This is a genomic window from Hyphobacterium sp. SN044 (genome assembly GCF_021864465.1).
GTDB lineage: Bacteria > Pseudomonadota > Alphaproteobacteria > Caulobacterales > Maricaulaceae > Hyphobacterium.
Genome location: NZ_JAKKUV010000007.1, coordinates 146,216 through 168,157 on the forward strand (window position 1 = coordinate 146,216; position 21,942 = coordinate 168,157).

A 21,942-nucleotide genomic window follows, 5' to 3' on the forward strand; every position below is an offset into this window, starting at 1 on the left:
CGCATGGACAGGGGCGACGAATTTTGGTCTATGCCGTCACGGCTTTCCGTCCACACCGGGAGAGATGAGATGCTGCGCGACGAATTGGTCACCGTTTTCGGCGGTTCGGGCTTTGTCGGCAAATATGTGGTGCGCGAACTGGCGCGCCGCGGCTACCGCATCCGCGTCGCCACGCGCCGCCCGCATCTGGCGCACGAACTCAAGGTGATGGGCGTGGTCGGCCAGGTCCAGCTGGTCCAGGCCAATCTCCGGGTCGAAGCGTCGGTCGAGCGCGCCGTGGAAGGCGCGAGCGCGGTGGTCAACCTCGTCGGCGTGCTCGCCGAGGGTGGCCGCCAGACCTTCGCCCGCCTTCATTCCATGGGCGCTGAAACCGTTGCCCGGGCCGCGGCCAAGGCCGGGGCGAAGCGCTTCATCCAGATTTCCGCGATCGGCGCGGACCAGGACAGCGAAAGCCGCTATGCCCGCACCAAGGGTGAAGGCGAGACGCTGGTGAAGGCCGCCTTCAAGGGCGCGACGATCCTGCGCCCGTCGATCATTTTCGGGACGGAAGACGAATTCTTCAACCGCTTCGCGGGCATGGCCAGCCTGCCCTTCGTGCCGGCCCTGCCGCTGATCGGCGGCGGCAAGACCCGCTTCCAGCCGGTCTGGGCGGGCGATGTGGCCGACGCGGTCGCCAATGTGATCGAAACCCCGGCCAGCGCGGGCAAGACGTATGAGCTGGGCGGTCCGAAGGTCTACACCTTCAAGGAGCTGATGGAATTCATCCTGGAGACGACGGATCGCAAGCGCTTCCTGGTTCCCGTGCCCTTCCCGATCGCCTCGGCGCTGGGACTGATGGGCGAGATCGCTGGCATGCTGCCGCTGGTCGATCCCTTCCTGACCCGCGATCAGGTGACCCAGCTGAAGTCCGACAATGTCGTCGCGCCGCGTGCGAAGGGCATCGAGGATCTGGGCGTCACGCCGCAGACGGTCGAGGCCATCGTCCCCGCCTATCTCGTCCCCTACCGCGACAAGGGCCAGTTCCACCAGCGCGCCGCGAGCTGAGTTTTCCTCCCCCGTTTACGGGGGAGGGGGACCACGAAGTGGTGGAGGGGGGATTATCCCCCCTCGCCCCGGATCAAATCCGGGGCACTCCCCCCCGCAGGCGGGGGGAGAAAGGAACTCTACATCACCAGAAACGCCACGATCGCCGCGCCAAGCAGCAGGCGGTAGATCACGAAGGGCAGGAAGCCGAGCTTTTCCACCACCCGCATCAGCACCCAGATCGAGGCCAGCGCCGAGACGAAGGACAGGCCGGCCACGATCAGCCCGTCGCTGAAGCTGGCTGTGCCGCCTTCCCCGCGGGCGAGGTCGATCCCGGCGACGAGGCCGAAGGCGGCGATCACCGGAATACTCATCAGCATGGAGAATCGCGCCGCGTCAGAGCGCGTCAGACCGAGCGCTCGGCCCGCCGTCATCGTCACGCCCGAGCGGCTGGCGCCGGGGATCAGGGCGAAGAGCTGCGCGACGCCGATCAGGATGGCCTCGCGGAAGCCCATCGTGTCGGTCGTTTTCACCTGCGGGCCGTACCTGTCGGCCAGCCACAGCGGCAGGGCGAAGACCAGCGTCGCGCCCGCGATCACGGCGGGCGAACGCAGCGTATCGGCCATGCCCGCAAAATAGAGCAGCCCCGCCATGATCAGGACGGGCGGCGTCGCTACGCCGACCATAAGGGCCAGCCGCCCGCCCGGCGTCATCTTGCCCGACAGCCAGGCCAGCTTGCCGATCGCGATGTCGCGGATGTCACGCCAGAAATAGACGAGGACGGCAAACAGGCTGCCGAGATGCGCCATCACGTCGATCAGCGGACCCTGATCCTCCAGCCGCATCACGATGGGCGCGAGGATCAGGTGCGCCGAAGACGACACCGGCAGGAATTCGGTCAGCCCCTGCACCAGGGCCAGAATGACAAGCTGGGTGAAGAGCATGGCAGGGCCTCCGCGTCGCGCCGCAGACTGGCGCGGTTTGCAGGCGGGCGCCAGACGCCTGTTCACCCCCTCACCCTGACGCGCGCCTCCTTCGGAGCCGCACGTCTTTCCCTCTCCCTCAAGGGAGAGGGAGGGGACCCGGCCTGAACCGAAGGCGAAGGTCGGGGAGGGTGAGGGGGCAGACCAAAGTCCGTTGACCCGCCCCGGGATCGGGCGATAACTCGCTGCCATGCCCCATGACGTGAATTCCACCACCGGACCCGGCCGCCTGCTTCCGGCGGAAGCGCGCCGCCATACCGCGCGCGCCACCACGCTGTCCGTCGCGGTCGCGCTGACGCTCGTTCTGGCAAAGCTGGCCGCCTGGATCGCGTCGGGCTCGATCGCGATGCTGGCCTCGCTCGCCGATTCCGGTCTCGACCTCGCGGCCTCGCTCACCACATTCTTCGCGGTGCGCTATGCCGCCTCTCCCGCGGACAAGGAACACCGCTACGGCCACGGCAAGGCCGAGGCCGCGGCCAGCGTGCTGCAGGCGCTGCTGGTCGGCGTCTCGGCAGGCTATCTGATCTGGGAGGCGGGTCACCGTCTCGCCGATCCGCAGCCGGTCCAGCAGGGCGGCTGGGCGATTGCCGTCATGGTGCTGTCGATTGCAATGACGATCGGCCTCGTCTGGGTCCAGTCCCGCGCGATCAAGGCCACGGGCTCGGTGGCGGTCGAGGGCGACCGGGCGCACTACATGGCCGATCTCGGGGCGAATGTGTCCGTCATCGCCGGTATCGCGCTCGCGGCCTTTGCCGGCATTACCAGCGCCGACCCGGTCATTGCGATCGGCGTCGCGCTGTGGCTGCTCTGGTCGGCCTGGGGCGTCGCGAAGAATGCGCTCGACCATCTGCTCGACAAGGAATTGCCTGACGAGGTGCGCCACCGGATCAAGGCGATTGCCGAGGCGGATTCGCGTATCCGCGGGGTGCACCTCTTGCGGACCCGCGCCGCCGGCCCGCTGGTGCATATCCAGTTCCATGCCGACCTCGATCCCCATCTCAGCCTGCTGCAGGCGCACGAGATCATCGTCGAGGCGGAGAACCGCCTGCTGGCGGAGTTTCCCGCCGCCGACATCCTGATCCACGCCGATCCGGAGGGCATGGCCGAGCCGCACGGCTCCGACTTCTTCCGCAGCGAAGCAGCGCGAACCGAAGACTCCGCTTAATTCCCGCCACAAAGCGCGTTAGGGATGGCGCTCATGCGCATCCTCCATCACTGGCCGCTCGACCCCTTTTCCCGCGAAATCCGCCTCGCCCTCGCCGAGAAGGCGCTGGAGTTCGAAACGCGGATCGAAAAGGTGTGGTCGCGTCCCGAACCGCTCCTGGCCCTCAATCCGGCCGGCACCTTGCCCGTCCTGATCGACGACGGCGCGGGCGTCCGCCTGACCGTGTGCGAGGCCGGGCCGATCGCGGAATATCTGGAGGAGGCCTATCCCGATACGCCCCTCCTGCCGAAAAACCCCGCCGAACGCGCCGAAGCCCGCCGCCTGATGAGCTGGTTCGCGCGCAAATATGACGGCGAGGTCAACGCCTACCTGCTTCACGAGAAGCTGGAAAAGGGCGCGCAGGGGCTGGGCGCGCCGGACCCGAAGGCGCTCCGCGCCGGGCGGGATCACCTGAAATGGCATCTCGAATACCTCGCCGGGCTTCTTGAGAACCGCGACGGCCTTGCCGGCCCGCGCTATTGCCTTGCTGACATTTCCGCCGCCGCGCACCTGTCCTGCGCCGACTATCTCGGCGATGTGCCCTGGGACCAGTTCGAACCGGCCCGCAACTGGTATGCGCGCATCAAGTGCCGCCCGGCCTTCCGCGCCATTCTCGCCGACCGCTTGCCCGGGCTCGACCCGGCAAGCCACTATGCGGACCTCGATTTCTGATCGCCGCACCGGGAAGGCGCGATGACCGACCCCCGCCAGCTCGCCTTCGATCTCGGCTTCGACGCCGCGCGCGTCTGCCGTGCCGACGAGGCGTGGGCAGCGGGTGAGCGGCTGGAAGAATTCGTCGCGAGCGGCCACCACGGCACGATGGCCTGGTTCGAGGAGACTCTGGAGCGCCGCAAGGCCCCGACCGCCATGTGGCCGGAGGCGAAGTCCGCCCTCGTCGTGGCGATGAATTACGGGCCGGACACCGATCCGCTCGAAGACCTCAAGGCGACGTCCCGCGGCAATATCTCGGTCTATGCCCGCCACCGCGACTATCACGACGTGATGAAGAAGCGCCTGAAGGCGCTCGCCCGCACCTATGCCGAGACGACCGGCCATCAGGTGAAGGTCTTCGTCGATACCGCCCCGCTGATGGAAAAGCCGCTCGCCGCGAATGCCGGGGTTGGCTGGCAGGGCAAGCACACCAATCTCGTCAGCCGGGAGTGGGGCAGCTGGCTGTTTCTCGGCGTCATGCTGACCGATGCGGAGTTGGAGCCCGATGCGCCGGAGACGGACCATTGCGGCTCCTGCCGCGCCTGTCTCGACATCTGCCCGACCGACGCCTTCCCCACGCCCTACCGGCTCGATGCCCGGCGCTGCATCTCCTATCTGACGATCGAACATGCCGGGCCGATCCCCACCGAATTCCGCGCCGCGATGGGCAACCGCATCTATGGCTGCGACGATTGCCTCGCCGTCTGCCCGTGGAACAAGTTCGCCGCGACGGCCAGCGAGGCGCAGCTCGTGGCGCGCGAGGATCTGAAATCCCCCGCACTCGGCGATCTCGTCGAACTGGACGACGCGGCTTTCCGGGAATTGTTCTCCGGCTCGCCGATCAAGCGGATCAAGCGCGACCGCTTTGTCCGCAATGTCCTGATCGCGATCGGAAACTCCGGCGACGCCTCGCTTGTTTCAAAGGTCGAGGCGCGCCTGGACGATGACGCGCCGGTCGTGCGCGGTGCCGCCATCTGGGCATTGTCGCGCCTTGATCCGGCCCGGTTCGCAGCGTTGAAGGCGCGCCGCGAAATGGCCGAGACGGACGGCGAGGTGCGGGCGGAATGGGCGGCATCCTGAAAGCAGTGAAGGCGCGCTGGCGCTTTGCCCGCCGCTGGCCCGGACAGGCCGCGCTGACCGTCCTGTGGCGGCTCGCTCGCGGTGGCCTCTATGCCGGGGCGGCTTTCGCCGCCGGATCGCTCCTGCTCGTTCTCGTCGCGGGCTATGTCGGCGTGCCGCCCTCCATCCTGATGATCCAGCGCAGCCTCGAGGGCGCGAGCGTTCGCCGGGTGCAGGTGCCGCTCAGCGAGATCGACCCGGCCCTCGTCCATTCCGTCATCGGCGCTGAGGATTCGAACTTCTGTTCGCATCACGGTTTCGATGTCGAGGCGATCCGCCAGGCGCTTCAGAACAACGCCGAAGGCGGCCGCCGCCGCGGCGCGTCGACGCTGAGCCAGCAGACGGCGAAGAATGTCTTCCTGTGGAATGGCGGCGGCTGGGCGCGCAAGGGCGCGGAGGCCTGGTTCACCTTCCTGATCGAGCTGACCTGGCCAAAACGCCGGATCATGGAGGCCTATCTCAACATCGCCGAATGGGGCGACGGGATTTTCGGCGCGGAGGCGGTATCGCGCATCCGCTTCGACACCCATGCCAGCGAGCTCTCTGGCCGTCAGGCCGCACTGCTGGCGGCCGTCCTGCCCAATCCGAATGAGTGGCGGCTCGACCCGCCGGGGCCTTACGTGTCCGGCCGGGCCGGCACGCTCGAAGCCCGCGCCGGCGTCGTCCGCCGCGAGGGCTATGCGGATTGTGTGTTGGGGGAGTGATGAACCGGCTTCTCCCCCAGGGGAGAGAAGGGGTTGGCGCTTCAATCGTGTTGAATTCCCCGCGTAAGCGGGGACCTCGGCCGGTTCGGGAGACAATGCGGCCCGTTAGTTTGCGCGATCTTTGAGGTGCCTCTGCGCTTTGCCGGTTCTGGGTCCCGGATCGCGCTGATGCGCGTCCGGGAATTCAGTATTCAGCATACATCCGGGGTCCCCATGCAAATGGGGACCTGAAGCCGGCACCAAGTTTCGGATTCCCAGGGCCTGTCGGTGTAGAGGCGGGGAGCGCGGGAACCCCAGAGAGAAGAAGAACGCTCACCCCACCCCGCTCCCGTCGACCTGAAGGCCGCCGCTCGCGTCCCTCCCCCTCAAGGGGAGGGAAAAGCATGGCGTGTCTCTCCCTCCCCCTTGGGGGAGGGTTGGGGTGGGGGGTGACTCTCGGTAAAAACCCCTCATCCGGCCTTTCAGGCCACCTTCTCCCCCAATGGGGAGAAGGAAGGACGATGCTGTCTTTCCGGTTTTACCCATTGACGCTCCCCGGTTTCGCGCAGCGAAGATCGGGCCCCGACTGGCAAGAAAATCTGGATCCCGGATCGGCAAAGCCGTCCGGGAAACGTCAGCAGCGAGGAAAACCAGGACTTACCCGCCGGTACGCCGTGCCTCGTTGATGCGGCCGCGAATAAGCAGGGCGTCGATGTCCGCCGGGTCGATCTGGCGGGCCATTTCCATGTCGCGCTGCGCCCCGTCGAGATCGCCAAGCTCGAGCCGCGCCGTCGCGCGGATCGTGTAGGCCTCGCCGAGCGTATTGTCCTGCCGGATCGCGGCGGAGGCATCGGCCTCGGCCGCCGCCCACATCTCCTGATCGAGCGCGCCGCGCGCCCGGCCGACCCAGAGCGGTGCGCTCTCATTGTTGTATTCCAGCGCCTCGGTATAGGCGCGGCGGCTTTCCGCCGGCATGCCCGCCGCGCGCCAGGCATCGCCCGCTTCGGCAAACATCAGCACCTTGGCCCATTGCTCGGTCGTGTCCGGCGCCGAGGCGATGGCTTCGAGCCGTGCCGCGCCTTCCTCGGTTTCGCCAAGCGCGACGAGCGCGCGCGCCTCGCAATGCCGGGCCGGCCAGCCGCCCGCCTCATAGCGCCAGGCCAGCGCGTCCTCATAGGCATTTTCCGGGTCGGTCACGATGCGGTCGAGACAGGCCTCGTAGCGGGCCCGTTCCTCGGCGGCATAGTCGATTTGTGCGGCTGCCGGCGCGGCGAGACTTGCCGCCAGCCCGGCCATGCCGGAAAGAAGCACTACATAACGCATGACGCCCGATCCCAAGCTGAACCCTTACTCGCCATGAACACTAGCAGGTCAAACCCCGCCGTCCATGTCCACTGACCGTCTCTGCCTCATGATCGGCGCGGGCTATGTCGCCCGCGCAACGGCACCGTTGCTTGCCAAGCGCGGCATTCGCTGCGCCGGAACGACGCGCTCGAATGCCGATGAGGTGCACGCCGCCGGGATCGAGCCGCTTGCCTGGTCCGCCGAGGATGGCCTGACCGATCCGATGCGTGCGGCGCTGGGTGAGGCGACCCACCTCCTGATCAGCGCCGCGCCGGAACCGCATGGCGATCGGGTGCTGACGGCGCTGGGACCGGATATCGCCGCGCTGATGCCGCGCCTTCAATGGGCCGGATATCTCTCGACGACGGGGGTCTATGGCGACCGCGACGGGGATTGGGTCGCCGAGGACAGTCCCGTCATCCCGCGCCAGCCGCGGTCCGTCCTGCGCCTTGCGGCGGAACGGGCCTGGCAGGCCGCCCTGCCGGATATCCGGATCTTCCGCCTTGCCGGAATCTACGGACCCGGACGTTCCGCGCTCGACCAGCTGCGCGTCGGGCGTGCGCGCCGTATCGTGAAGCCCGGCCACGTCTTCAGCCGCATCCATGTGGACGACATTGCGGCGGCGCTCGCGCTGTCCATCGACCATCCGCATGCGGACGGCGTGTTCAACCTCGCCGATGACGAGCCGGCCCCGAACGCGGACGTGGTCGCCTTCGCAGCGGAATTGCTCGCCATGGCCCCGCCCCCGGAAGAGGATTTCGAGACCGCCGAGATGAGCGCCATGCTGCGCGGCTTCTATGCCGAGAGCCGCCGTGTGCGGAATCTCAAGGCGAAACGGGAACTTGGCTGGACGCCGCGCTTTCCCACCTACAAAGAGGGGCTGACCGCGCTTCTCTGATACCTCGTTTCGAAAACCAGATGACCCGGGCGTCGATCCGTGCGATGGCCCGCCCTTGCAATTTCCCGCCCCGCACCCGACTTCGCCCCTGTCCATGAAAATCCTCCAGGTCATTCCCAATCTCGACACCGGCGGCGCCGAGCGCACGACGATCGAGATCGCGGAAGCGCTCACCCGCGACGGTCACACCGCGCTGGTCGCCAGCGAAGGCGGAGCGATGGAAGGCGAGCTTGAGGCCGCGGGTGGCGAATTAATCCGCCTGCCGCTGTCTTCGAAATCCCCGCTGACGATCTGGAAGAATGCCGACCGCCTGGCTGCGATCATCCGAGAGCGCGGCGTCGATCTGGTTCATGCCCGCTCGCGCGCCCCGGCCTGGAGCGCGCTTCGGGCGGCGCGCAAGGCCGGCGTGCCTTTCGTGACGACCTATCACGGCGCCTACAATGCGCGCTCGCCGCTGAAGCGCTGGTACAATTCGGTGATGGCGCGCGGCGACCGGGTGATCGCCAATTCCAACTTCATCCACGACCATATCGTCCTGGAACACGGCACGCTGATGCCGATCACCGTCATTCCGCGCGGCGTGGAGACGGAGCGCTTCGCGCCGTCAGACGAGACCAGCGAACGCGGTGCGGCGCTGCGCCGCGACTGGGGCGTCGACGAGAGCGAATTTCTCTTCCTCCTGCCCGCCCGGCTGACCCGCTGGAAGGGTCAGACCGTCGCCATCCAGGCGCTGGGCGCACTCAAGGCGCGCGGCGAAATCGTCCCCCACCTCGTCCTGGTGGGCGGCGATCAGGGCCGCAAGGACTTCCGCCAGGAACTCGAAACGCTCGCCAACGATCTCGGCGTTGCGCCCTCGGTGATCTTCGCCGGCCATTGCGCCGACATGCCCGCCGCTTTTGCGGCCTGCGATGTCGCGCTCAACCCTTCGATCGACCCCGAAGCCTTCGGCCGGACGGCCGCCGAGGCCTCGGCGGCGGGCAAGCCGGTGATCGTGTCCGACCATGGCGGCGCCCGCGAAGTCGTGGAGGCCGGAAAGACCGGTTGGCGCGTGAAGCCGGGCGATGCCGACGCGCTCGCCGATGCCATGTGGGAAGCCATCCAGAAAAGCCCGGCCGCGCGCAAACGCATGGGCGCGGCGGGGCGCGCAAGAATCGGCGCGCTGTTCACCACCGCTTCACTCCAGTCTGCGACCTTGCAGGTCTACCGCGACCTTCTAGAGTAGCGCCGATGCAGGAAGCCGCCCGCGATACGATCTATGTGCTGCTCTGGGGTGATCTCATCGAGACCATCCGGGGTCTGGCGAGCGTGCGCCGGATTCACGAAGCCAATCGCCGCGCACGCCTGATCCTCCTGACGACGCCGGACTATGAAGGCCTCCTGAAGCACTGCCCGTGGTTCGGCGCGATCGAGACCGACGCGCTGGCCGAAGGCCCGGCCGGCCGGTTGATGGTCAAACGCATCAAGATCGCCAAGCCGGTCGCCGTCTTCGATCTCGTCGGCAACGACACCTCGCGCCGCATCAAAGGCGGGTTCCGTTTCTCGCGTACGAAATGGATCGAGGCCGCCGCGAAGCCCGAGCCGGGCACGCACCCGGTCGAGGCGGCCGCGATGGCACTGGGCCGGGCGGGTCTCGGTGCAGGGGCCTATCGCCTCGGTGAAGCCGCGGGCCCCGACGTGTCCTGGGTCGATTATCTCGCCCGGACCTCGCGCACGCTCGAGCCGGAATATTTCGGCATCAACGGTCCCTTCGCCCTGCTGGCCCCGGCCGGCGACGAAGTGAAGCCGGCCCTGCGCTGGCCGAAGGAACGCTGGGCGTCGCTGGCGCACGCCCTGACCGAAGCCCGGATCACGCCGGCTGTCGTGGGTGGCCCGTCAGCCCGCGAGGTCGGCCGCTATATCGCCGAGCGCGCCCCGGGTGCGCGCGACATCACCGGGAAGGCCAAGCTGGTTCAGCTGGCGGGTCTCGGCCGCCGGGCGCGATTCGTGTTCGGCGAGGATACCGGGCTTCTTCACCTCTTGGTCGCCGCCGGTCCGCCGGCTCTGGCGCTCTATCCCGGCGGCGAGGAAGATCCCGCCCTGGTCGCGCCGCGCGGCCCGTCGACAGTCGTCATCATGCACGCGCCGACACTCGCCCAGGTCACGCCGGAAGAGGCGATGCAGGCCATGCGTTTCGCCGGCGGATTCGACGAGACCACCCGTGCCGCTTGATTTTTCGCCGGTTGAGGCGATAACAGCCCGGTTCCGTATGGCACCGGACGCGCTTTCGCGCGTTCTATCCTCGGCCAGCCGGTCACAGATTTTCTTCAGAGGCTATCAGGGAGAATACGCATAGCCCGCCGACCACACGCCGCCCCGCCGCCCAAGAAGGACGGCCCGCGCATCAACCAGGAAATCCGCTCACCGCGGGTGCTCCTCATCGATGAATCTGGCGAAAAGCAGGGCATCATGCCCGTCGACGCCGCGCTCGAAGCTGCCCAGGAGGCAGGCCTCGACCTTGTCGAGGTGTCACCGAACGCCGACCCGCCAGTCTGCAAGATCCTCGACTACGGAAAGCTCAAATACCAGGAGCAGAAAAAGAAGACCGAGGCTCGCAAGAAGCAGAAGACGCAGGATATCAAAGAGATAAAAATGCGTCCGAACATCGACACCCACGATTACGAGGTGAAGGCAAAGGCCATGCGCCGCTTCTTCGAGGAAGGCGACAAGGTCAAGGTGACGCTGCGCTTCCGGGGCCGTGAAATGGCTCACCAGGATCGCGGCATGACCCTGCTCGAGCGCGTGAAGGAAGATTTCTCCGACGTCGCCAAGGTCGAGTTCTCGCCGAAACTCGAGGGCCGCCAGATGATCATGGTGCTGGCACCGCGCTAGCGCCTTCGCGCTGAAACGATTGATGAATTGCACGCCGGGGAAGTGATTTCCCGGCGTGTTCTTTTTGCGGAACCGCCGGGGATACGAAGATTCCGGGGTCAAACCGTTCAGATGAGGTTCACTTCCCCTGCCTGTTTAATGCTAACGTGTTGAAACGCGGAGTCGGACGGGGGTCCGGTCCGCCAACCAAAGCAGCAATGTGTCATAAGGGACAGGGTTATGAACAAGTCATCCATCTTCTCCGCCGTGGCGTCCGCCGCGCTCCTCGCCACCGCCGTGACCGGCATGGCGGAAGCCCAGAACTGGCAGGCCGCGCCGACCTACGGCAACGTGTCGCTGACCACCGGTTTCACGCCGGACCCGTACCGGGTCAACGTCCTTTCGGGCGGTCCGATCAATGCGTCGACCTCGATCGGCGGCTCCTGCCGCGGCTATATCGCCAACGCGCCGGACTTCGACCTCTACTTCACCGCCGGTTCGTCGCTGCCGCTGATCATCTCGGTCAGCTCCAACGCCGACACCACGCTGGTCGTGCGTGCGCCGAACGGTCTGTGGTATTGCGACGATGACAGCGGCAACGGCTTGAACCCGTCGGTTCGCTTCAATGCGCCGATGTCGGGCCTGTATGACATCTGGGTCGGCACCTATGGCAACGCGTCCAACCAGCAAGCCCAGATCAACATCTCCGAGCTGTACAGCCAGTAACGGCTGCGGCTGGGGAGAATGACCATGAAATATTGGGCCATGGCCCTCGGCGCGGCGGCGATAGCCGCCGCGCCGGCGGCCGCACAGGACATCGCGCAGCAGCCGCACTACGGATCGATCACGCTCGATTCCGGCTTCATTCCGGACCCGCACGAAGTCGTGCTCCAGGCCGGCGGCACCAATGATGCGCGCGCGCTCGGCGGGGATTGCCGCGGCTATGTCGCGACCGCGCCGGACTACAATCTCTACTACTCGGCGGGCAGCTTCCCGCTTTACTTCTCGGCGACGTCCGAGCGTGACACCGTGCTCGTGATCAACGACCCGAACGGCAACTGGATCTGCGACGACGATGATGGTGTGGGCGCGCTGAATCCGGGTCTGGAAATCACCCGTCCGGCGTCCGGCCTCTACAATGTCTGGGTCGGCGTCTATTCCGGGTCCGGCGTCTATGCGCCCGCGACTCTGCACATCTCCGAACTGGGCATGGGTCCGAACCCGTCCGGTGGCGGGAGCGGCAGCGGTGGCCTCGATTATTCGCTTCCGGCGAATTACGGCGAGGGTTCGCTGCGTTCCGGCTTCCTGCCCGACCCGCAAACCGTCGCGATCTCCGCCGGCGGTAATGTCAGCGTCCGCGAGGATGTCGGCGGGGGCTGCGTCGGCTATGCGTCGGCGGCACCGGATTTCGAACTGACCTACGAGGCGGGATCCTTCGACCTCTTCATCTCGGCAGTTTCGGAAACCGACACCACGCTGATCATCAACGACCCCAACGGCAACTGGGTGTGCAACGACGACGGGGCGGGCTTCCCGAACCCGGGCGTCCACATCGAGAACCCGTCCTCGGGCGTCTATGACATCTGGGTTGGCACCTACAGCCAGTCCGGCGGTTATCCCGATGCCACGCTCTACATCTCCGAACTCGGCTTTGCCGGGGAATTCGAGGATGAGGGCGGCACGCTCGACTGGTCGCTGCCGTCGAACTATGGCGACGTCTCGCTTTCGGGCGGTTTCCTGCCCGATCCCTACACCGTCGAACTGCTGGCGGGCGGGGACACCGAAGTCTATGGCAATGTCACCGGCACCGGCGCCTGCCGGGGCTATGTGACGCGTTCGCCGGACTTCGAACTCGACTTCGAACCGGGTTCGCTCGACCTCTACATCTCGGCCGCCTCGGCCTCGGACACCACGCTCGTCGTGAACGGTCCGGACGGCCGCTGGTATTGCGATGATGATGGCGGGGAAGGCGGGTTCAATCCCGGCATCCTGTTCGAGAACCCGGAGGGCGGTGTCTACGACATCTGGGTCGGCACCTATTCGCAGCGCGATCCGGTGCGGGCCATCCTCAACATTTCCGAGATCGGCTTCTACGACAACGACTGATCCGTTTTCGGTAATGCGAACATTGGCGGGCGGCTCCATGCGGGGCCGCCCGCTGCATTTTCAGCCGACATGCATCCGGACATGCCGCGGGCGGCATCCCTGAGGCCGGAGACGGATCAACCGTCCGGCAACAGGGACCTCAGTCATGCAGAAATTCGTCACGGTCGCGGCAACCGCTGCGGCTCTCTCGCTCTTCACGCCGTCGGCGAACGCCGATCCGCGGGCCGAACCAGCCCGGATCGAAGCCGGTACGGACACCGTGCTTGCCGGCGAATGGCTCTGGCCGGAGGGCGAGGCCGAGGCCTTGATCGTACTCGTTACCGGCAATGGACCGCACGGCCGCGATCAGGTGATCTCGGGCTCGCCGATGTTCGGCCAGTTGGCCCGCGGCTTGGCCGGCGAGGGTGTCGCCAGCCTCCGGGTCGATGAGGCCGGCGTGGGCGAATCGACCGGCGCTATCACCGCCGACTTCCGCGAGCGCCTGCCCCATGTCGCCGCCATGATCGATGCCGCCGCGATCGAAGCGGAGGCGCGCGGTATCCCGCTGATCCTCCTCGGTCACAGCGAGGGGGCGATGATCGCTCCGCTCGTTGCTGCCCTCCGGCGGGAGGTCGATGGTCTCGTTCTGCTTGCGCCGCCAGTGCTTCCCGGCCGCGACGTCTGGATTGACCAGCAGGTGACGATGACGCGTCAGGGTCTGCCGGATCTGACCGAGGCCGATTACGCCAATGTCGAAACGGCGCTGAACGCGGTCGTCGATGCGGTCGAGGCGCGCGACATGGACGCGATCGAGGCCGGTGTGACGGCTTGGTTCGATGCGGCAGGCCTGCTCGAAGTGCTGCGCGCCGACGGCACGCTTGATGGCGCGATCGCCCGGATGCAAAGCGCCGAGATGCACACCTTTCTCACCTATGATCCGCGCCCGGCTCTCACCGCGATCGAACGTCCCGTCCTCGCCATTTTCGGTGAAATCGACGCCAACGTGTCCCCGGACATGAACCGCGCGCCCCTGGACGCCATCGCCGGTCCTGGCTGGCGGATCGAAGTGATGCCGGACGCCGACCACTTCTTCATGCGCGCCGAAGGTGCAGCGCCCGGCGAGCATGTCTTCGGCGAGATGGTGCTCGATCCCGCGCTTGCCGCGCTCATCGCGGACAGTCTGCCTGTTGAATAAATAATGCCGCAGCGCCGCAGGCGGGACTTTCACCGCCTGCGGCGTTACACTATATCGCATGCGAGACAGATCAGGCGCCGCATGTGACCCGTAAACTCAAACAATCCGCGCTCGACTTTTCGGGGATCGGCGTTTCGATCCTCTGTCTTGCGCATTGCCTGATCCTGCCCGTCCTCGCGGTGGCGGCACCGGCCCTGCTGCCGCACGCCATTGTCGGCTTCTTCCACGACGAGGCGGTCCACCTTCTCCTTTTCATCATCGCCGCGCCGATCGCGATTGCCGGCCTGTTCTGGGGGGCATCGATCTCCGGCGCCCACTGGCCGACCATCGCCGCGGCGGGCGTCGGTCTGGCGCTGATGCTGGTCGGGGCCACGCACATGGTCTCGACCCGGGTCGAGATCATTGTGACGGTTCTGGGGGTTACGCTGCTCGCCGGCGCGCACTTCTTCAACTGGCGGCGCAAGGCGGGGCACTGGCCCGACGACGCGCCGGAGGATGAAGGTACTGACGATGGCGGGGAAGGCCGCTAGGACGGCTTGGACCGGCCCCAGCCCGTCAGGCGCGCGATCCACGGGAAGAGGAGATAGAAGCCGGCGAGTGAGGAAATCAGCGCCAGCACGCTCGCGATGATCAGGAGCGGGTGGTTGAAATCCTCCCGGTCACCGAAATTCATGATGTGCAGCGCCCAGAAGGTGTCGAACACGCGCCAGGAATCGTTGCGGCGCGCGGTGACGCTTCCGCTCTCGGTCGAGACGTAGAGCCGTGTATGCTCCCCGTCGGCGAACTCGACCCGCCAGGCCGGTCCTTCGCGCCGGTACTCCCAAGTCGGCTCGGGAAAGAAGCGCACCTCGGCAATTTCATCGTCGCCGGCATAGTCGGCGCGGGCGACCCGCCGGGCTTCTTCCTCGGTGACGGGCGGCAGGCGCTCGCCGCTACGCGCATCGACGCGAACCGGACCGGCGATCGTCGAGAAGACGTAGACGGTTCGGCCCAGATAGTCGCGCAGTTCGGCACGAAGTGGCACCACACCGGCGCGCTCGGCGACCTCCATCGGGGCGAGCACGCCGTCGAGATCAAGCGCGCCGGCCGTTTGCGGCGCGATATTGTGGTCGCCGTGAACGCGTTCGATCGGGATCGCGCTCATTACCACCCCGCCGAGCACCCAGAGCACGATCTGCAGGCCGACGGCGAGCGCGACCCATTTGTGAATCCGGATGGCCCAGCGTTTGATCACCATCCTAGTGGTGGCCCTCGCCGTGATGGGCCCCACCCTCGGGCACATCCCCGTGATGCATGTCACCATGGTGGTCCATCCCGCCTTCCGGCGCGGCAGCGATCACGGTCAGGCCGTTCTCGCCATTCACGGCGGTGATGGTCAGCGCGGCGCCCGGTTCGAACAACGCCATGTCGACGTCCTCGGCGATATGAAACTCCATCACCATGGCCGGCATGCCGATCTCGGTCAGCGCCTCGTGACGCAAGAGGGCGGTGCGCGCTTCCGCGTCGGCAGAACGCACGTCCGCGACGGCGGTCGAGGTCACCATCTCCGCGGTTTCCGCGTGATGGTGGTCTTCGCTGTCATGGCCGTGATCGGTGGTGGCGAGCGCCAGCGCCAGAAAAAGGGAAAGCATGGAATGTCCTTTCGCGAGAGAAGCTAGACGTCAATGCCGTCTCGGCGCAATTCGTCCGTGCGGGCGGCTCGCGCCATCGTGCCCTCGGGCGGGTCATACCAGCCCGGATCGGACCCGTCGGCGGGCAACTGGTCGCGGACTTTGAGGATGGTGAACATCCCGCCCATCGTGATGTAGTCGTGCGGACCTTCCGCCCCGACCATGGGCAGGGAATTGTCCGGCACGTCCATGTGGCCCATGCCGATATGGCGGCCCATCTCGCCCATGCCGTCCTGACCCATCGTCATATAGGTCGGCAGGACCTGACCCACGGCGCGGTCGATCCGGCGGGCATTGACGCCGGTCAGGTTCGGCAGGCCGTGACCCATCTGGTTCATCACATGGTGGGTCATGTGACAGTGCATCGCCCAGTCGCCCGGATTGTCGGCGATGAACTCGACCGTGCGGGTCGAACCCGTCGGGACCAGCACGGTCGTGTCGGGGTGTTGCGCGCTGGCCGGAATCTCCCCGCCATCGGTTTCGGTGATGCGGAAGGCATAGCCGTGCAGATGGATCGGGTGGTGATCCATCGCCGACAGGTTTCCGAAGCGGATCCGCACGCGTTCGCCGCGCCGGATCAGAAGCGGTTCCGTGCCCGGATAGCAGCGCGCATTCATCGTCAGGATGTTGAAGTCCGACATCTGGTTCGGATCGGGCCGGCTGGCCCCGGCGGGCAGATACCATTCCGACAGCATGATCGCGAAGTCGCGGTCGGGCTGCGGGCCGCGCCGCCGGCGCGGATGCACCACCAGCATCCCCATCAGGCCAAGCGCCATCTGGGTCATCTCGTCATGGTGCGAGTGGTACATGAAGGTGCCGTGCTGAACGAATGTCCACTCGTAGACGAAGGTCTCGCCGGGATGGATCGAGCGCTGGCTGAGCCCGCCGACCCCGTCCATGCCTGAAGGAAGGATCACACCATGCCAATGCACCGTGGTCGGTGCGGGCAAGCGGTTGGTCACATAGACGCGGACCCGGTCGCCCTCGACCGCTTCGATCGTCGGGCCATGCACCCGGCCATTATAGCCCCAGCAGGTCGCGTTGAGGCCGGGCGCGAACTCATGCTCGACCTCTTCGGCGATCAGGTGGAAGACCTTGACCCCGTCGACCACGCGATAGGGCAGGGTCGCGCCATTCGGGGTCACGACCGGGCGATAGCCCTGGCCGGGCGGCTGCGCCGGTCCGGCCGGGATGGTCGCGGAATGCGCGGGCCAGGCCTGAGTCTGGGCGTTTGCCTGACCGCTGATCAGGCCGGCGGCGGCAAGCCCGGTGGCGCCGCCCAGAAGCGCATTGCGTCGGGACAGTTTCATCAGTGATCCTCCCCGGCATTGGCAGTTTCTCCGGCGCTTGGCGCATTGATCTGCACGCCGGCGGGGCTGCCGCCCTGCATCATCGCCATGTAGGCGATCCGCGCCCGGTGATAGCGCGCCATGGCGTCGACATAGGCCCGGCCGGCCGAGACCTGCGCATTGAAGGCGTCGAGCAGGGCGTAAACACCGGTCTGCATCGCATTGTACTGGCGCATCGTCTCGTCGAGCGATCGGGTCGAGGCCGGCAGGAGTTCTTCCCGGATAAAGCGCGCGCGTTCGCTCGCCCATTCAATTTCGGACACCTGCGCGGTGATCGCCGCGCGGATCTCGGCTTCCAGTGCCGTGTACCGGTCAGCGGCTTGCTGCGCCCGTATTTGCGCCGCGGCGCGCTGGGGATGGCCCAGTCCGAACAGCGGCAGATCCAGATGGGCGGAAATCCCGGTCTCGGTCTCTCCGCCCTCGATATCGAAGGCCGGACCGATCTCCATCGCGCCCAGCAGGCTGTCCAGCGTCTCATACCCGGCGGCGCGGGCCGCGCGCTCCGCCTCGGCGCGGGCCGCGGCGAGCGGCAGGCTGGCGGCCAGGGCGCGTTCGGCGGCATCCTGTGGCACGGTGACCCGTGCCGGATCCGGCAGGCGGTCCGGCAATTCGGCCTCTCCGGCGATCATCACTTCCAGGTCCAGCCCGGCCAGCATGGCGGCCTGGCGCGCGTCATCCGCATCGGTGCGGGCGGCCAGCGTCATCAATTGCTGGCGTGCGAGGGCGGCGGAGGGAGCATTCCCGGCGGTATCGATCTCTTCCGCGACGACCAGCGCCGCCTCGGCCGACTGCAGGATCTGCTGCTGCAGGGCGGCGCGTTCGTTCGCGGCGACCGCCTCGACCCAGCTGCGCCGTGCGTCTGCGGCGAAGTCGATCGCGTCCAGCACGGCCCGGGCCTGCGCGCCGTCATAGGCGGCCCGCGCGGCCGCCCGGCGCATCGGATAGCCGAGGAGGGCCGCCGCCGGAGCGCGGACATCCATGTCCAGCACGGCGCCGGCGCCTTCGGGATTGAACCAGGTCAGCTCCACCACGGGATTGGGCGGCAGGACAGCCACTGCCCAGTCGGCGCGGGCGAGCCCCGCTTCCGCCAGTTGCTCGCGAAGTGCCGGATTGCGGGCGATCGCCAGTGCGGCCGCGCCGTCTTCGCTCAGCGTTTCGCCGGCTTGCGGCAGCGGCACATCGTAGGGGGCGACCGGATCGGCGTGGTTGGCCGCGGCCGACAGCGCGCGCTCGCGCTCGGCCACGCCATCCACGCTGACGCAACCGGCCAGCGCGGCGGCCGAAACACCGAGGGCGATCAGGAAACGGAACGACATGGGCGGCTTGCTAACATACCCCCTAGGGGTATACAAGCGAGCCATGGCACACGGCATTCCGAGACAGAAAACCATCCAGCGACTGAAGCGGATCGAGGGCCAGGTGCGCGGCCTCGTCACCATGCTGGAGGAGGATCGTTACTGCATCGACGTGCTGACTCAGATCAGCGCGGTGAAGGCCGCATTGTCAGGCGTCGAGCGTGAGGTGCTGAAGGACCATGCCGGGCATTGCGTGGCCGGGGCGATCGCCAGCGGCGACCCCGATGAGCAACGGACAAAGTTCGACGAGCTGGTCGATCTCGTCCTGCGCCGCCCGGTCTAGCACCCGGAACCCTGCACCCGGCGCCTCGTTGACTCCCCGTCTTCAAGGGAGTTTCGACATGACACCGCAAAGCCGGAAAAAATACTGGATCTTCGCCGCGATGATCGTGACCGCCATGGTCGTGATGTTCGCGATCAAATACCTCAACACCTACGACATCTCGCACGTCCACTGGTCGGAAACGCGCTTCTACATGACCTTCATGATGGGCGGGGCCATGGCGATCGTCATGCTCGCCTTCATGCTGAACATGTATGACAGCCGGCGGGTGAACATCGCGATCTTCGCGGGCGGGGCGATCGTTTTCGTCCTCGCGCTCTGGCTGGTGCGCAGCCAGGCGACCGTCCACGACCAGAGCTGGATGCGCGCAATGATCCCGCACCACTCCATCGCGATCCTGACCTCGGAACGCGCCGACATCTCCGATGTGCGCGTGCGAGAACTCGCCGACGAGATCATCGAGGCGCAGCGCCGCGAGATCAAGGAAATGGAATGGCTGCTCGACGACATCGCCGCGAATGGCGAGGCCGAAACCGAGGGTGAGGCTCAAGCCCGCCCGGTGCCGGAATTCGAGGCGGGTGCCTATCCCGACCCGTCCTAGTCCACCAGGCCGCCGGCCATCGCCATGATCGCGACCAGCGTGAGCGGGGCCAGCGCCATCGTGATCCAGACCAGCACCCAGGGGCTGATGGTCAGGCAAAGAACAGCGACGAGCAGGACCACATTGACGGCGGCGAGGCGCAGCCCGTCGCCCGGCTTGCGGGCGATCTCGCCCAGCATCCAGCCGATCAGCGGAATCCGGAAAGCGAGCGGGCGGGGGGCGGGAATCGCCAGGGCAATGGCACGGGACATGAATGGACTTCCTCCAACAGGCCGGACACCGGTCCGGCGGCACAAACTCCCTCAACAATCCCCGGCGCGGAGATGGACGACCCCGCCTGTACGCTCAACCTGCGACATCAGAGGCAGAGTGTCGCAGCCCCCCGCGCGAGTGATCCGGACTCCCTTGCCCGCTTGCCTTGCGCGGGTGTTGCGGGTATGACGCCCGCTCTTTGACGACCAGCACCCGCGCCGGGCCATTTCGACATGCCTGCCGGGTCTTAAAACGAACAAGGCGGCTTGCCGCCGGAAAAGGAGCGGAAATGTCGAAGCTGAAGACCAAGAGCGGCGCGAAGAAGCGCTTCAAGCTCACCGCCACGGGCAAGGTGAAGGCTGGCCAGGCCGGCAAACGCCACGGCATGATCAAGCGGACTCCGAAACAGATCCGCCAGAATCGCGGCACCGAGACTCTCTCGGCGCCCGACGCGAAGATCGTGAAGAAGAACTACATCCCGTACGGCCTCTAGGGCCCGGCGACTAAGAGCAAAGAAGCGAGACTCTCATGGCACGCGTCAAACGGGGCACCGTTGCCCGCCGCAAGCACAACAAGGTCATCTCCCAGGCGAAGGGCTATTACGGCCGCCGGAAGAATGTCTATCGCGTCGCAGTCCAGGCCGTCGAAAAGGCCGGCCAGTACGCCTATCGCGACCGCCGCGCCAAGAAGCGCAACTTCCGCAGCCTGTGGATCCAGCGGATCAATGCCGGCGTTCGCGCGCACGGCCTGACCTATTCCCGATTTATCGACGGCCTCGCGAAGGCCGGGATCGACCTCGACCGCAAGGTGCTGTCCGATCTGGCCATTCGGGAACCCGAGGCCTTCAAAGCCCTGGTCGACCAGGCGCAGGCCGCGCTGAAATAAGCCATCCCTGCCGATGGCTCTGGACATGAAACCCGCCTGCGAAACCTGCGGGCGGGTTCTGTCTCCCTCCGGCGAGGCCTTCATCTGCAGCTATGAATGCACCTTCTGCGGTCCCTGCACCGAGAAGACGCATCACAACGCCTGCCCGAATTGCGGCGGCGAGCTGACACGGCGGCCCACTCGCAAACCCGCGCGCCCGTCCTGACGGCTTGCCTTCCCGCACCGGGCCGGTAAACCCGGTTCCGCGAACGCGGCCGAAGGGAAGAGACGATGAGCGGGACGGACGATATCAAGGCGCTCGAAGCCGAATTGACCGGTCAGGTGGACGCCGCCACCGACGAAGCCGCGCTCGAAGCCCTGCGCGTCGAAGCGCTCGGCAAAAAGGGCAAGATCTCCCTGATGATGCGTTCGCTGGGCCAGATGAGCCCGGAAGAGCGCCAGGTGATGGGTCCGGCCCTGAACGGCCTCAAGGACCGCGTCGGCGACGCGATTGCCGCGCGCAAGGCCGACCTCGAAGCCGCCGCCCTCGAGGCCCGGCTTGCCACCGAACGCGCCGACATCACCCTGCCGGTCCGGCCCGAGCCGAAAGGCGCGCTGCACCCCGTCACCCAGGTGATGGAAGAGCTGGCCGTGATCTTCTCCGACATGGGCTTCGACGTTGCCGAAGGCCCGGACGTGGAAGACGACTTCCACAATTTCACCGCGCTGAACTTCCCCGAAGGCCACCCCGCGCGCGACACGCACGACACCTTCTTCTTCAAGCCGCGGCCCGACGGCCAACGCATGCTTTTGCGCACCCATACCTCTCCGGTGCAGATCCGCACCATGATGGAGCGCAAGCCGCCGATCCGCATCATCGTGCCGGGCCGCGTCTACCGATGCGACTGGGACCAGACCCACACGCCGATGTTCCACCAGGTCGAGGGCCTCGTGATCGACAAGGGCGCCCATATGGGTCACCTGAAAGGCGTGCTGATGGATTTCGTCGGCGCCTTCTTCGAGACCGACGAGGTCGAGGCGCGCTTCCGCCCGCACCACTTCCCCTTCACCGAACCGTCGGCGGAAATGGACGTGAAGTATGAGCGCGTCGGCGATGCGGTGAAGGTCGGCTCCGGCGACAAGTGGATGGAAATCCTCGGCTGCGGCATGGTCCACCCGAATGTGATCCGCGCCTGCGGTCTCGATCCCGACGAGTATCAGGGTTTCGCCTGGGGCATGGGCGTCGACCGCCTTGCCATGCTGAAATACGGCGCGCCGGACCTGCGCGACTTCTTCGCCAACGATGTGCGCTGGCTGTCGCATTACGGCTTCTCACCGCTCCTGCAGGCCAACCTCGCGACGGGCCTCAGCTGATGTGTCTTGCTGCCACTGATTTCTCCCCCCGCCTGCGGGGGGAGTGCCCCGGATCCAGTCCGGGGCGAGGGGGGGATCTTCCCCCCTCCGTCCGCTGCGCTG

At 66.7% G+C, this 21,942-nt stretch carries 26 protein-coding genes; 19 read left to right on the top strand and 7 right to left on the bottom strand.

Translation table 11 applies throughout. The annotated features are described in order from the left end of the window. Positions 1 to 69 precede the first annotated feature (69 nt). The gene (locus L5876_RS11150) at positions 70 to 1,044 is read left to right on the top strand and encodes a complex I NDUFA9 subunit family protein (protein ID WP_236956435.1); all 975 of its coding nucleotides are present in this window, start codon (positions 70 to 72) and stop codon (positions 1,042 to 1,044) included. 119 nt (positions 1,045 to 1,163) lie between these two features. Here the strand turns inward: L5876_RS11150 and L5876_RS11155 are convergent, their stop codons facing one another. After that, positions 1,164 to 1,967: an undecaprenyl-diphosphate phosphatase gene (locus L5876_RS11155; protein ID WP_236956436.1), complete on the bottom strand. Its 804-nt coding sequence runs from the start codon at positions 1,965 to 1,967 to the stop codon at positions 1,164 to 1,166. Positions 1,968 to 2,196: 229 nt separating this feature from the next. Between L5876_RS11155 and L5876_RS11160 the strand changes: the two genes are divergently transcribed. The 4 genes from L5876_RS11160 to mtgA are packed head-to-tail and all read left to right on the top strand — an operon-like array spanning position 2,197 to position 5,744. Then, positions 2,197 to 3,171: a cation diffusion facilitator family transporter gene (locus L5876_RS11160; RefSeq protein ID WP_236956437.1), complete on the top strand. Its 975-nt coding sequence runs from the start codon at positions 2,197 to 2,199 to the stop codon at positions 3,169 to 3,171. 24 nt (positions 3,172 to 3,195) lie between these two features. After that, on the top strand, positions 3,196 to 3,882 hold the full coding sequence (locus L5876_RS11165; protein WP_369281032.1) for a glutathione S-transferase family protein: 687 nt from the start codon (positions 3,196 to 3,198) through the stop codon (positions 3,880 to 3,882). A gap of 21 nt (positions 3,883 to 3,903) precedes the next feature. Continuing rightward, positions 3,904 to 5,001 (top strand): tRNA epoxyqueuosine(34) reductase QueG, encoded by a 1,098-nt coding sequence (queG, locus tag L5876_RS11170; protein ID WP_236956439.1) that lies wholly within the window; start codon positions 3,904 to 3,906, stop codon positions 4,999 to 5,001. Further along, positions 4,986 to 5,744, top strand: a complete 759-nt coding sequence (gene mtgA, locus L5876_RS11175; protein WP_236956440.1) for a monofunctional biosynthetic peptidoglycan transglycosylase — start codon at positions 4,986 to 4,988, stop codon at positions 5,742 to 5,744. The genes queG and mtgA overlap by 16 nt, the downstream gene beginning before the upstream one ends. Positions 5,745 to 6,380: 636 nt before the next feature. On the opposite strand, the gene L5876_RS11180 is transcribed toward mtgA, so the two are convergent. Then, positions 6,381 to 7,046: a hypothetical protein gene (locus L5876_RS11180; protein ID WP_236956441.1), complete on the bottom strand. Its 666-nt coding sequence runs from the start codon at positions 7,044 to 7,046 to the stop codon at positions 6,381 to 6,383. 64 nt (positions 7,047 to 7,110) lie between these two features. Here L5876_RS11180 and L5876_RS11185 point away from each other — a divergent pair, with 64 nt between their 5' ends. The 8 genes from L5876_RS11185 (at position 7,111) to L5876_RS11220 (ending at position 14,622) form a co-directional block, all read left to right on the top strand. Continuing rightward, complete coding sequence (locus tag L5876_RS11185; RefSeq protein WP_236956442.1) at positions 7,111 to 7,965, top strand: SDR family oxidoreductase; 855 nt, start codon at positions 7,111 to 7,113, stop codon at positions 7,963 to 7,965. 94 nt (positions 7,966 to 8,059) lie between these two features. Then, the gene (locus L5876_RS11190) at positions 8,060 to 9,187 is read left to right on the top strand and encodes a glycosyltransferase family 4 protein (RefSeq protein WP_236956443.1); all 1,128 of its coding nucleotides are present in this window, start codon (positions 8,060 to 8,062) and stop codon (positions 9,185 to 9,187) included. Between the two features lie 5 nt (positions 9,188 to 9,192). Then, positions 9,193 to 10,173: a glycosyltransferase family 9 protein gene (locus L5876_RS11195; protein ID WP_236956444.1), complete on the top strand. Its 981-nt coding sequence runs from the start codon at positions 9,193 to 9,195 to the stop codon at positions 10,171 to 10,173. A gap of 120 nt (positions 10,174 to 10,293) precedes the next feature. Further along, the gene (infC, locus tag L5876_RS11200) at positions 10,294 to 10,833 is read left to right on the top strand and encodes a translation initiation factor IF-3 (protein WP_369281035.1); all 540 of its coding nucleotides are present in this window, start codon (positions 10,294 to 10,296) and stop codon (positions 10,831 to 10,833) included. 219 nt (positions 10,834 to 11,052) lie between these two features. Beyond that, positions 11,053 to 11,538 (top strand): peptidase S1, encoded by a 486-nt coding sequence (locus L5876_RS11205; protein ID WP_236956446.1) that lies wholly within the window; start codon positions 11,053 to 11,055, stop codon positions 11,536 to 11,538. Positions 11,539 to 11,562: 24 nt separating this feature from the next. Continuing rightward, the gene (locus L5876_RS11210) at positions 11,563 to 12,918 is read left to right on the top strand and encodes a hypothetical protein (RefSeq protein WP_236956447.1); all 1,356 of its coding nucleotides are present in this window, start codon (positions 11,563 to 11,565) and stop codon (positions 12,916 to 12,918) included. A 145-nt stretch (positions 12,919 to 13,063) separates the two neighbouring features. Beyond that, positions 13,064 to 14,092: an alpha/beta fold hydrolase gene (locus tag L5876_RS11215; protein WP_236956448.1), complete on the top strand. Its 1,029-nt coding sequence runs from the start codon at positions 13,064 to 13,066 to the stop codon at positions 14,090 to 14,092. Positions 14,093 to 14,175: 83 nt separating this feature from the next. Further along, positions 14,176 to 14,622, top strand: a complete 447-nt coding sequence (locus L5876_RS11220) for a MerC domain-containing protein (RefSeq protein ID WP_236956449.1) — start codon at positions 14,176 to 14,178, stop codon at positions 14,620 to 14,622. Here L5876_RS11220 and L5876_RS11225 read toward each other — a convergent pair. The 4 genes from L5876_RS11225 to L5876_RS11240 are packed head-to-tail and all read right to left on the bottom strand — an operon-like array spanning position 14,619 to position 18,427. Next, positions 14,619 to 15,329, bottom strand: coding sequence for a PepSY domain-containing protein (locus L5876_RS11225; RefSeq protein WP_236956450.1), 711 nt, complete (start codon positions 15,327 to 15,329; stop codon positions 14,619 to 14,621). The two genes, L5876_RS11220 and L5876_RS11225, sit on opposite strands and share 4 nt — an antisense overlap. Position 15,330: 1 nt before the next feature. Continuing rightward, entirely contained in the window at positions 15,331 to 15,723 is a 393-nt protein-coding gene (locus L5876_RS11230; RefSeq protein ID WP_236956451.1) for a copper-binding protein, read from the bottom strand. A gap of 23 nt (positions 15,724 to 15,746) precedes the next feature. Next, complete coding sequence (locus tag L5876_RS11235) at positions 15,747 to 17,072, bottom strand: multicopper oxidase family protein (RefSeq protein ID WP_236956452.1); 1,326 nt, start codon at positions 17,070 to 17,072, stop codon at positions 15,747 to 15,749. Then, a complete protein-coding gene (locus L5876_RS11240) occupies positions 17,072 to 18,427 on the bottom strand; it encodes a TolC family protein (RefSeq protein ID WP_236956453.1) in 1,356 nt (451 codons plus the stop codon). The genes L5876_RS11235 and L5876_RS11240 overlap by 1 nt, the downstream gene beginning before the upstream one ends. 43 nt (positions 18,428 to 18,470) lie before the next feature. On the opposite strand from L5876_RS11240, the gene L5876_RS11245 reads away from it, so the two are divergent. Both L5876_RS11245 and L5876_RS11250 read left to right on the top strand, forming a co-directional pair. Beyond that, positions 18,471 to 18,749 (top strand): metal-sensitive transcriptional regulator, encoded by a 279-nt coding sequence (locus L5876_RS11245; protein ID WP_236956454.1) that lies wholly within the window; start codon positions 18,471 to 18,473, stop codon positions 18,747 to 18,749. 58 nt (positions 18,750 to 18,807) lie between these two features. After that, entirely contained in the window at positions 18,808 to 19,350 is a 543-nt protein-coding gene (locus tag L5876_RS11250) for a DUF305 domain-containing protein (RefSeq protein WP_236956455.1), read from the top strand. On the opposite strand, the gene L5876_RS11255 is transcribed toward L5876_RS11250, so the two are convergent. After that, entirely contained in the window at positions 19,347 to 19,601 is a 255-nt protein-coding gene (locus L5876_RS11255) for a hypothetical protein (RefSeq protein WP_236956456.1), read from the bottom strand. The genes L5876_RS11250 and L5876_RS11255 overlap by 4 nt on opposite strands. A gap of 290 nt (positions 19,602 to 19,891) precedes the next feature. On the opposite strand from L5876_RS11255, the gene rpmI reads away from it, so the two are divergent. The 4 genes from rpmI to pheS all read left to right on the top strand — a co-directional run bounded on the left by rpmI (position 19,892) and on the right by pheS (position 21,840). Next, entirely contained in the window at positions 19,892 to 20,095 is a 204-nt protein-coding gene (gene rpmI, locus L5876_RS11260) for a 50S ribosomal protein L35 (protein ID WP_039712475.1), read from the top strand. A gap of 35 nt (positions 20,096 to 20,130) precedes the next feature. Beyond that, on the top strand, positions 20,131 to 20,487 hold the full coding sequence (gene rplT, locus L5876_RS11265) for a 50S ribosomal protein L20 (RefSeq protein ID WP_039712474.1): 357 nt from the start codon (positions 20,131 to 20,133) through the stop codon (positions 20,485 to 20,487). A gap of 13 nt (positions 20,488 to 20,500) precedes the next feature. Beyond that, positions 20,501 to 20,692, top strand: a complete 192-nt coding sequence (locus tag L5876_RS14880) for a DUF1272 domain-containing protein (protein ID WP_369281033.1) — start codon at positions 20,501 to 20,503, stop codon at positions 20,690 to 20,692. Positions 20,693 to 20,757: 65 nt separating this feature from the next. Then, a complete protein-coding gene (pheS, locus tag L5876_RS11270) occupies positions 20,758 to 21,840 on the top strand; it encodes a phenylalanine--tRNA ligase subunit alpha (RefSeq protein ID WP_236956457.1) in 1,083 nt (360 codons plus the stop codon). Positions 21,841 to 21,942 lie beyond the last annotated feature (102 nt).

Coding starts and splice junctions, on each gene's coding strand:
- L5876_RS11150 (WP_236956435.1), top strand. CDS start 70: ATGCTGCGCGACGAATTGGTCACCGTTTTCGGCGGTTCGGGCTTTGTC.
- L5876_RS11155 (WP_236956436.1), bottom strand. CDS start 1,967: ATGCTCTTCACCCAGCTTGTCATTCTGGCCCTGGTGCAGGGGCTGACC.
- L5876_RS11160 (WP_236956437.1), top strand. CDS start 2,197: ATGCCCCATGACGTGAATTCCACCACCGGACCCGGCCGCCTGCTTCCG.
- L5876_RS11165 (WP_369281032.1), top strand. CDS start 3,196: ATGGCGCTCATGCGCATCCTCCATCACTGGCCGCTCGACCCCTTTTCC.
- queG (WP_236956439.1), top strand. CDS start 3,904: ATGACCGACCCCCGCCAGCTCGCCTTCGATCTCGGCTTCGACGCCGCG.
- mtgA (WP_236956440.1), top strand. CDS start 4,986: ATGGGCGGCATCCTGAAAGCAGTGAAGGCGCGCTGGCGCTTTGCCCGC.
- L5876_RS11180 (WP_236956441.1), bottom strand. CDS start 7,046: ATGCGTTATGTAGTGCTTCTTTCCGGCATGGCCGGGCTGGCGGCAAGT.
- L5876_RS11185 (WP_236956442.1), top strand. CDS start 7,111: ATGTCCACTGACCGTCTCTGCCTCATGATCGGCGCGGGCTATGTCGCC.
- L5876_RS11190 (WP_236956443.1), top strand. CDS start 8,060: ATGAAAATCCTCCAGGTCATTCCCAATCTCGACACCGGCGGCGCCGAG.
- L5876_RS11195 (WP_236956444.1), top strand. CDS start 9,193: ATGCAGGAAGCCGCCCGCGATACGATCTATGTGCTGCTCTGGGGTGAT.
- L5876_RS11205 (WP_236956446.1), top strand. CDS start 11,053: ATGAACAAGTCATCCATCTTCTCCGCCGTGGCGTCCGCCGCGCTCCTC.
- L5876_RS11210 (WP_236956447.1), top strand. CDS start 11,563: ATGAAATATTGGGCCATGGCCCTCGGCGCGGCGGCGATAGCCGCCGCG.
- L5876_RS11215 (WP_236956448.1), top strand. CDS start 13,064: ATGCAGAAATTCGTCACGGTCGCGGCAACCGCTGCGGCTCTCTCGCTC.
- L5876_RS11225 (WP_236956450.1), bottom strand. CDS start 15,329: ATGGTGATCAAACGCTGGGCCATCCGGATTCACAAATGGGTCGCGCTC.
- L5876_RS11230 (WP_236956451.1), bottom strand. CDS start 15,723: ATGCTTTCCCTTTTTCTGGCGCTGGCGCTCGCCACCACCGATCACGGC.
- L5876_RS11235 (WP_236956452.1), bottom strand. CDS start 17,072: ATGAAACTGTCCCGACGCAATGCGCTTCTGGGCGGCGCCACCGGGCTT.
- L5876_RS11240 (WP_236956453.1), bottom strand. CDS start 18,427: ATGTCGTTCCGTTTCCTGATCGCCCTCGGTGTTTCGGCCGCCGCGCTG.
- L5876_RS11245 (WP_236956454.1), top strand. CDS start 18,471: ATGGCACACGGCATTCCGAGACAGAAAACCATCCAGCGACTGAAGCGG.
- L5876_RS11250 (WP_236956455.1), top strand. CDS start 18,808: ATGACACCGCAAAGCCGGAAAAAATACTGGATCTTCGCCGCGATGATC.
- L5876_RS11255 (WP_236956456.1), bottom strand. CDS start 19,601: ATGTCCCGTGCCATTGCCCTGGCGATTCCCGCCCCCCGCCCGCTCGCT.
- rpmI (WP_039712475.1), top strand. CDS start 19,892: ATGTCGAAGCTGAAGACCAAGAGCGGCGCGAAGAAGCGCTTCAAGCTC.
- rplT (WP_039712474.1), top strand. CDS start 20,131: ATGGCACGCGTCAAACGGGGCACCGTTGCCCGCCGCAAGCACAACAAG.
- L5876_RS14880 (WP_369281033.1), top strand. CDS start 20,501: ATGGCTCTGGACATGAAACCCGCCTGCGAAACCTGCGGGCGGGTTCTG.
- pheS (WP_236956457.1), top strand. CDS start 20,758: ATGAGCGGGACGGACGATATCAAGGCGCTCGAAGCCGAATTGACCGGT.